This is a genomic window from Dactylosporangium sp. NPDC048998 (genome assembly GCF_043197855.1).
Classification (GTDB): domain Bacteria; phylum Actinomycetota; class Actinomycetes; order Mycobacteriales; family Micromonosporaceae; genus Dactylosporangium.
Genome location: NZ_JBICTV010000027.1, coordinates 106942 through 115437, shown reverse-complemented (window position 1 = coordinate 115437; position 8496 = coordinate 106942). Strand labels below are relative to the sequence as shown.

Annotated in this window: 6 protein-coding genes and 1 pseudogene; 2 read left to right on the top strand and 5 right to left on the bottom strand. The window is 73.9% G+C overall.

The annotated features are described in order from the left end of the window. Positions 1-136 precede the first annotated feature (136 nt). From ACGFI8_RS37615 to ACGFI8_RS37595, 5 genes and pseudogenes are all read right to left on the bottom strand, one after another. Complete coding sequence (locus ACGFI8_RS37615; RefSeq protein WP_392811987.1) at positions 137-463, bottom strand: HPF/RaiA family ribosome-associated protein; 327 nt, start codon at positions 461-463, stop codon at positions 137-139. Between the two features lie 107 nt (positions 464-570). Further along, a pseudogene (locus ACGFI8_RS37610) lies at positions 571-843 on the bottom strand (methionyl-tRNA formyltransferase); the annotation flags it as partial. A gap of 411 nt (positions 844-1254) precedes the next feature. Beyond that, positions 1255-2121, bottom strand: coding sequence for a universal stress protein (locus tag ACGFI8_RS37605; RefSeq protein ID WP_392811986.1), 867 nt, complete (start codon positions 2119-2121; stop codon positions 1255-1257). Positions 2122-2249: 128 nt separating this feature from the next. Then, positions 2250-4904 carry a pyruvate, phosphate dikinase gene (ppdK, locus tag ACGFI8_RS37600; RefSeq protein ID WP_392811985.1) on the bottom strand — a complete coding sequence of 885 codons (2655 nt, stop codon included), beginning with the start codon at positions 4902-4904 and terminating at the stop codon, positions 2250-2252. A gap of 83 nt (positions 4905-4987) precedes the next feature. After that, a complete protein-coding gene (locus tag ACGFI8_RS37595; protein ID WP_392811983.1) occupies positions 4988-5260 on the bottom strand; it encodes a hypothetical protein in 273 nt (90 codons plus the stop codon). A gap of 208 nt (positions 5261-5468) precedes the next feature. Between ACGFI8_RS37595 and pflB the strand changes: the two genes are divergently transcribed. Then, entirely contained in the window at positions 5469-7736 is a 2268-nt protein-coding gene (pflB, locus tag ACGFI8_RS37590) for a formate C-acetyltransferase (RefSeq protein WP_392811981.1), read from the top strand. Then, positions 7733-8473 (top strand): pyruvate formate-lyase-activating protein, encoded by a 741-nt coding sequence (gene pflA / locus ACGFI8_RS37585; RefSeq protein WP_392811980.1) that lies wholly within the window; start codon positions 7733-7735, stop codon positions 8471-8473. The genes pflB and pflA overlap by 4 nt, the downstream gene beginning before the upstream one ends. Positions 8474-8496: the final 23 nt, after the last annotated feature.

Sequence of the window (8496 nt, the reverse complement as noted above, 5' to 3'; positions counted from 1 at the left end):
GTGGGGGGGGGGGGGGGGGGGGGGGGGGGGGGTTTTTTTGTTGGGGGGGGGGGGGGTGGGGTGGGGGGGGGGGGGGGGGCGGCGGGGGGGGGGGGGGGGCCCCCCCCCCCCCCCCCCCCCCCCCCGCCGTTTGCAGTTACCGGTGGGCGTGCGCGTGTGTGTTGTGCCGGTCCAGCCGGGCCTGCAGCCGGTCCTGGAGCAGGTCCAGCGCCTCGTAGGGCGTGTCGGCGCACGCCTCGGCGTGCAGGACGTGGCCGTTGAGGTCGACCTCCGCCCGCGCCGTCACCGGCCGCAGCGCGGCGGGGTTGCCGATCCGGTCCAGCCGGACCCGCGCGAACAGGACCGGCCGCGCCGTGTGCCCGAGCACCGCGGTGACCTTCTCCTGGGCGTACCGCTGCAGCTGCTGCTCCATGCCGTCCTGCAGTTGCACGTTGACCTCGACCTCGTCGTGAGTGCGGGACATCGTCGTCGTCCTTTCGCAGCCCCGGCGGCGCGGATCCGGCCGCCCGAGATCATTTGATCTCCACCGCCCGGTCCGGCTCCAGGGTCTTCCGACCCGTCCGCACGGACCTAAGCCTCCTCCCCGGCAGGCATCGGCCGGCTGGTGAGATAGCCGCCCATCGTCCAGAAGTAGTCGACGGCGGGCGGTTCGGCGCCGTCGGCCGTACGCACCCGCTCGACGGCCAGCCCATGGCTGTTGCCGCGGCGGGCGTCGGCTCCCGCGACGATGACGACGGCGTCGCCCTCGCGGATGAAGATCCGGCCGGGCGTGCCGCCGTACCGTCCACTGGAGACGGACGCAGCCACGATGCGGATCCGTTCGCCCTTGTGGTACGTGAACGCGTTCGTGAGCTGCGCGACGGCCGGGTCGGCCACGAACCGGGACGCGGTGAGGCCCGGCGCGTGCAGGTAGCCGCGGGCCAGGCCGGCGCCGGCGTGCTGCTCGCCGCGTTCGCGCTCGCCGTGCGGGCCTGGCGGCCGGCGCGCCCGGATCGCGTTCGCGCCGGGGGAGCCGGGCCGTCGGCGAGGTCCTGTCCTGGTTGAGCGCCGGCGGCCGGGCCGGGCCCCGATGCCGCCGGCCCTTCGTGCCCACGAGTTCGACCAGGCGACCGCCGACGGCTGTTGATTCGGGCGGGCCGCCAGGCATCATCCGCCGCCCAGACCGGCTCGCGCGGATCGCGCGCGGCGGGCACGGCCGCGTCGCGCGCGATCTCGCTGGTCATCGTGCGATCCCAGTGCGATGGGCCGGGCCGCTCACGAGGCCTTACGCTCGTGCGCGATGAGCACCGGGCACTCCGCGTGGTGCATGAGCTGCTGGCCGACGGAGCCGAGCAGCAGGCCGGCGAAGCCGCCGTGGCCGCGGCTGCCGACGACGACGAGCTGGGCGGTGTGCGAGACGCCGACGAGCACCTTGGCCGCGCGGCCGGCGGCGACGAGGGCCTCGACCTTGACGTCCGGGTACTTCTCCCTCCACCCGGCCAGCGAGGCGTCCAGCGCGGCCCGCTCCTGCGCCTCGATGTCGCGCAGGGGCAGCGCGGGCTGGGCCGGCGTGACGTGGGCGCGGATGGCGACCACCTCGGCGCCGCGCGCCCGGGCGGCCTCGAAGGCGAGTGCCAGCGCGGCATCGCTGGACGCCGAGCCGTCCGCGCCGACCACGACCGGGCCGTCGACGGCGGCGGAGCGGCCGCGGACCACGACGACGGGGACCCGGGAGTGGGTGGCCACCTGCTGGCTGACGGACCCCATGAGCAGATTGGTCAGCCCGCCGGCCCCGCGGTTGCCCACGACGATCATCCGGGCGCCGGCGTCGCCGAGGTCCAGCAGCGTGGACGCGGGCGGCGCATCGACGGAGACGCCGAAGACGTCGATGCCGGTGCCGCGCTCGCGGACCCGCGTGACGATCTCGGCGACGAGCTCTTCGGCGGCCTCCCGCGCGGCCGTGATCTGCTCCGCGACGGCGATGTAGTAGGCGCCCGGCCAGGCGATCTGGTAGGCGTTGACGACCTGCAGCTGGCTGTTCGTGCGCTCGGCCTCGGCGGCGGCCCAGTCGACCGCCCACCGCGCCTCGTCGGACCCGTCGTAGCCGACGACGATCCGGTGCTCGCTCACGGTCGCGTTCATCGCATCCTCCTCCGATGGTTTCCTCACTTCAGCCTGGATCCAGCGGTGCCGGCGGGACAGGGAACATGGGCGCCACCAGCCGGGACCTACGTCCCGGAGCCGGCCGAGCCCGCTGAGCCCGCCGAGCCTCAGCGGGTGTCCGAGCCGGTGGCGGTGACGGCGCTGCGGCCGGCCTCGAGCCGGGCCACGGGGACCCGGAACGGGGAGCACGACACGTAGTCCAGGCCGGCGTCGTGGAAGAACCGGATCGAGTCCGGGTCGCCGCCGTGCTCGCCGCAGACGCCGATGTGCAGGTCCGGGCGCGCGGCGCGGCCCTCGGCGACGGCGATGCGGATCAGCCGGCCGACCCCGTCGCGGTCGATGGACTCGAACGGCGACACGCCGAAGATGCCCAGCTCGAGGTAGCGGGTGAAGAACGCGCCCTCGACGTCGTCGCGGGAGAAGCCCCAGCCCATCTGGGTCAGGTCGTTGGTACCGAACGAGAAGAAGTCGGCGGCGCGGGCGATCTCGCCGGCGGTGAGCGCGGCGCGCGGCACCTCGATCATCGTGCCGATGCGGGCGTCGACGCCGAGCTCGCGCAGCAGCCCCTGCGCCTCCGCGCGCACCGCCTCCAGCTCCTGCACCGCGCCGACGAGCGGCACCATGATCTCGGCGCACGCGCCGGGGACCCGCGCCGCGGCCTCGGCGATCGCCCGGACCTGCATGGCGAACAGCCCCGGCACGACCAGGCCGAGACGCACGCCGCGCAGGCCCAGCATCGGGTTCTCCTCGTGCATGCGGTGCACCGCGTCGAGCAACTCCCGGTCGTGGCCGGGGTCCTCGCCGCGCTCCTCGGCCCGGGCGACCCGCACCGCGAGGTCCTCCAGGGGCGGCAGGAACTCGTGCAGCGGCGGGTCGATGAGCCGCACCGTCACCGGCAGCCCCGCCATCTCGCGGAACAGGCCGGTGAAGTCGGCGCGCTGCAGCGGCAGCAGCTCGGCCAGCGCGGCGTCGCGCTGCTCGGCCGTGCGGGCCAGGATCAGCCGCTCGACCAGCGCGCGGCGCTCGCCGAGGAACATGTGCTCGGTGCGGCACAGGCCGATGCCCTGGGCGCCGAAGCGCCGCGCGCGGGCGGCGTCCTCGGCGGTGTCGGCGTTGGCGCGCACGGCGAGGCGGCGGCGCTTGTCGGCGTGGGTGAGGATCCGGTCGACGGCGCGGACGAGCTGGTCGGCGCCGGGGGAGAGCGCACCCTCGAAATACCGGACCACGGGCGAGGGCTGGACGGGCACCTCGCCGAGGTAGACCGCCCCGGAGCTGCCGTCGATCGAGATGACGTCGCCCTCGCGCACCACCTGACCGTCCACGGTGAACTGTCCCGTGTGGACGTCGACGTCGAGCGTGTCGGCGCCGCACACGCAGGTCTTGCCCATGCCCCGGGCGACCACGGCGGCGTGCGAGGTCTTGCCGCCCCGGCTGGTCAGGATGCCCTGGGCGGCGATCATGCCGGGCAGGTCGTCGGGGTTGGTCTCGCGCCGCACCAGGATCACCGGCGTGCCGGTCCCGGCCAGCTCCGCGGCGCGGTGGGCGTCGAAGACGGCGGCGCCGACGGCGGCGCCCGGCGAGGCGGCGATGCCGGAGCCGATCCGCCGCGGCCCGGCGGACAGGTCGAACGCGGGGAACATCAGCTGGGCCAGCTGCGCGCCGTTGACCCGGGTGAGGGCCTCGTCGAGGTCGATCACGCCGTCGTCGACGAGCTGCGCCGCGATCACGAAGGCCGCGGCGGCGGTGCGCTTGCCGACCCGGGTCTGCAGCATCCACAGCTTGCCGCGCTCGATGGTGAACTCGATGTCGCACAGGTCCTTGTAGTGCGCCTCCAGCCGCGCCATGATCGCCAGCAGCTCGTCGTAGCTCGCCTTGTCGATGCGCTCCAGCTCCTGCAGCGGCACGGTGTTGCGAATGCCCGCCACGACGTCCTCGCCCTGGGCGTTGGCGAGGTAGTCGCCGTAGACGCCGGGGGCGCCGGTGGCCGGGTCGCGGGTGAAGGCCACGCCGGTGCCGGAGTCGGGGCCGAGGTTGCCGAAGACCATGGTGACCACGTTGACGGCGGTGCCGAGGTCGGCCGGGATGTGCTCCTGCCGGCGGTACAGCACGGCCCGCTCGGCGTTCCACGAGCCGAACACGGCCCGCACCGCCTGCTCGAGCTGCACGCGCGCATCCTGCGGGAAGTCGTCCCCGGTGTGCTCCCGGAAGATGGCCTTGTACCGGTCGACGAGCGCCCGCAGCGCGTCCGTGCCCAGCCCGAGATCGTCGCCGGTGCCCGCCAGCGCCTTCGCCTCGTCCAGCGCCCGGTCGAACGCCTCGCCCGGGACCCCGCGGACGGTCTTGCCGAACATCTGGACGAGCCGCCGGTAGGAGTCCCACGCGAAGCGCTCGTCGCCCGCCCGCGCCGCCAACCCGGGGAGCGTGGCGTCGGTGAGGCCGACGTTGAGGACGGTCTCCATCATGCCGGGCATCGAGAACTTCGCCCCGGAGCGCACGGACACGAGCAGCGGATCGCCCGCGTCGCCGAGCCTGCGGCCGGCCTGCCGCTCCAGGCGCTCCAGGTGCAGGGCGATCTCGTCGGCCAGGCCGTACGGCTCCTTGCCGGTGCGCAGATAGGCCCGGCACGCGTCGGTGGTGATCGTGAAGCCGGGCGGGACCGGCAGGCCGAGGTTGGCCATCTCGGCCAGGTTGCCGCCCTTGCCGCCGAGCAGGTCCTTGAGCCCCTTGTTGCCCTCGGCGAAGTCGTACACGTACTTGGTCATCGCGCACCTCCAGGGTCCGGACCGACGCTAGGCGCGGGCCGGGCCGTCGCGGCAGGGTCGATCGACCCGCGGCGACGGGCCGGTCAGGCGCTGGACCGAAACCAGGCGGAGGGCTCGGTGCCGGCCGGCGTCATGAGGTCCCGTGCGGTGGCGCCGGCCATGCGGTCTCGGCGGCGTCGCTGGCGGGGCGTGCCGGCCACGCGCGGCCCGTCGGCCTCGAACAGCTGCGGGTAGGTGTCGCGGTCGACGACGCCGAGGAAGCGCCCCGATGCGTCCACCACGGCCACCGCCCGGGCGCCGGCGCTCTCGACGGCGTCCACCACCTGCTGCAGGCCGGTGTCGGCACCGATGGTCACGACGGCCGCTGCCCCTTCCGATCCGATCAACTCGTCCAACACGAGCGACGCACCTCCTCCGGTCTCACGCCCAGCGTAGGCACCGCGGCGGGGCGCGGGCAGGCGCGGACGGCCCCCCGCGCCCGGGACTTCGGGCCCTGCCTGAACCGCGCGGCAGCGGCGACGCTGTAGGGGAAGCGAACCGCCTCAGACCGACTCGGGAGGAACGATGACCACCACCAGCGTCCCCGCCGGCACCGGACTCGCCGCCTGGCGCGGCTTCGGCGGCGGGCGGTGGCGCGACGAGGTCGACGTCGCCGGCTTCGTGCGCGCCAACGTCCTGCCGTACGAGGGTGACGGGGCCTTCCTCGCCGGCCCGACCGAGCGGACCCGGCACGTCTGGGGCCTGCTGACCGAGATGTTCCCGGCCGAGCGCGAGCGCGGCATCTACGACGTTGACGCGCGCACGCCGGCCTCGATCACCGCGCACGCGCCCGGCTACATCGACCGCGACCGCGAGCTGATCGTCGGCCTGCAGACCGACGCGCCGCTGCGGCGGGCCATCATGCCCTTCGGCGGCCTGCGGATGGTCGAGAACGGGCTGCGCGCCTACGGCTACGAGCTGGACGCGAGCGTCAAGGAGGTCTTCACGCGGTACCGCAAGACCCACAACGACGCGGTCTTCGACGCCTACACGCCGCAGATCCTGGCGGCGCGCAAGGCCGGCGTCATCACCGGGCTGCCCGACGCGTACGGCCGCGGCCGCATCATCGGCGACTACCGGCGGGTCCCGCTCTACGGCGTGGACTTCCTCATCGCCGCCAAGCGCCGGGACAAGGCGTCGCTGGACGAGCACGCCGCGACCCCCGACGTGGTGCGCGACCGCGAGGAGCTCGCCGAGCAGCTGCGCGCCCTCGACGAGCTCAAGGCGATGGCCGCCTCCTACGGGTACGACATCTCCGGGCCGGCGCGGACCGCGCGCGAGGCGGTGCAGTGGCTGTACTTCGCCTACCTCGCCGCCGCCAAGGAGCAGAACGGCGCGGCGATGTCGCTCGGGCGCACCTCGACGTTCCTCGACGTGTACCTCGAGCGCGACCTCGCCGACGGCACGCTCACCGAGACCGAGGCGCAGGAGCTCGTCGACGACTTCGTCATCAAGCTGCGCATCATCCGGTTCCTGCGCACGCCCGAGTACGACCAGCTGTTCTCCGGCGACCCGACCTGGGTCACCGAGGCGATCGGCGGGATGGGCAGTGAGGGCACTGACGGGCGGACCCTGGTGACCCGGACCTCGTTCCGTTACCTGCAGACGCTGTACAACCTCGGCCCGGCACCCGAGCCGAACCTGACCGTGCTGTGGTCCCCGGCGCTGCCGGAGCCGTTCAAGCGCTTCTGCGCCAAGGTGTCGCTGGACACCAGCGCGATCCAGTACGAGAACGACGACCTGCTGCGCGGCTACGGCGACGACGACACCGCGATCGCGTGCTGCGTCTCGGCGATGCGCACCGGCAAGGACATGCAGTTCTTCGGCGCCCGGGTCAACGTGGCCAAGGCCCTGCTGTACGCCGTCAACGGCGGCCGCGACGAGATGACCGGCGTGCAGGTGGCGCCGAGCACCGAGCCGATACGCGGTGACGTGCTGGACTACGACGAGGTGATGGCCGCGTTCGACCGCACCCTGGACTGGCTGGCCCGCACCTACGTCGACGCGCTGAACATCATCCACTACATGCACGACAAGTACGCCTACGAGCGCATCGAGATGGCGCTGCACGACTACCCGGTGCGCCGCTTCCTCGCCTGCGGCATCGCCGGGCTCTCGGTGGCCGCCGACAGCCTGTCCGCGATCCGCTACGCCACCGTCCGGCCCGTGCGCGACGACACCGGGCTCGTCGTGGACTACCGCGTCGAGGGGGAGTACCCGGCCTACGGCAACGGCGACGACCGCGCCGACCGGATCGCGGTGTGGCTCGTCGAGGCGTTCATGGACAAGCTGCGCGGCAACCCGGCCTACCGCGAGGCGATCCACACCCAGTCGGTGCTCACCATCACCTCGAACGTGGTGTACGGCAAGCACACCGGCAACACCCCCGACGGCCGCCGCGCCGGCGAGCCGTTCGCGCCGGGCGCCAACCCGATGAACGGCCGCGACGTGCACGGCATGGTCGCCTCGGCGCTGTCGGTGGCGAAGCTGCCGTACGCCGCCGCGCGCGACGGCATCTCGCTCACCAGCACCGTCACGCCCGACGGCCTGGGCCGCGGCGACGAGGAGCGGATCGGCAACCTGGCCGGGATCCTCGACGCCTACACGTCGGCCGGCGGCTTCCACCTCAACGTCAACGTGCTCGACCGGGCGACGCTGGTGGACGCGATGGCGCATCCGGAGCGCTACCCGCAGCTGACCATCCGCGTCTCCGGCTACGCGGTCAACTTCGTCAAGCTCACCCCGGAGCAGCAGCGCGACGTCATCAACCGCACCTTCCACGGCGCGCGATGATCGACCTCGAGGTGCCCGGGCGGCTGCACTCGTGGGACGTCTCCACGGGCGTGGACGGCCCGGGCACCCGCTTCGTCGCGTTCCTGAGCGGCTGCCCGCTGCGCTGCCTGTACTGCCAGAACCCGGACACCTGGCACATGCGCGACGGCACCGCGACCACGGCCGCCGCGGTCCTGGAAACGGCCAGGGGCTTCGCCGCCTTCGCCCGCACCACCGGCGGCGGGATGACCGTCAGCGGCGGCGAGCCGCTGCTGCAGCCGGCCTTCACCCGCGCGCTGTTCGCCGGCGCGAAGGAGCTCGGCCTGCACACCGCCCTGGACACCTCGGGCGCGCTGGGCGCCCGGGCCGGCGAGGACCTGCTCGACCTGACCGACCTCGTGCTGCTGGACATCAAGTCCTGGGACCCGGCCCACTACCGCCGGCTCACCGGCGGCGAGGTCAGGCCCACCCTGGACTTCGCCCGCCGGCTGGCCGCCCGCGGCACCCCCGTGTGGGTCCGATACGTCCTCGTCCCCGGCGTCACCGACGACCCGGCCGACGTCGACGGGGTCGCCGGGTTCGCCGCGGGCCTCGGCAACGTGGAGCGCGTCGACGTGCTGCCGTTCCACCGGCTCGGCGCGGCCAAGTACGACCGGCTCGGCATCCCGTTCCCGCTACGCGACACGGCGCCGCCGGACCGGGACCTGATCGAGCGGGTCCGGGGCCGGTTCCGCGACGCCGGGCTGGTGGCCTACTGACATCCCGCCCCGAACAACGACGA

Bases quoted from the DNA above. Each gene is read 5' to 3' on its own strand.
- pflA (WP_392811980.1), top strand. From the start codon at position 7,733: ATGATCGACCTCGAGGTGCCCGGGCGGCTGCACTCGTGGGACGTCTCC.
- ACGFI8_RS37605 (WP_392811986.1), bottom strand. From the start codon at position 2,121: ATGAACGCGACCGTGAGCGAGCACCGGATCGTCGTCGGCTACGACGGG.
- ppdK (WP_392811985.1), bottom strand. From the start codon at position 4,904: ATGACCAAGTACGTGTACGACTTCGCCGAGGGCAACAAGGGGCTCAAG.
- pflB (WP_392811981.1), top strand. From the start codon at position 5,469: ATGACCACCACCAGCGTCCCCGCCGGCACCGGACTCGCCGCCTGGCGC.
- ACGFI8_RS37615 (WP_392811987.1), bottom strand. From the start codon at position 463: ATGTCCCGCACTCACGACGAGGTCGAGGTCAACGTGCAACTGCAGGAC.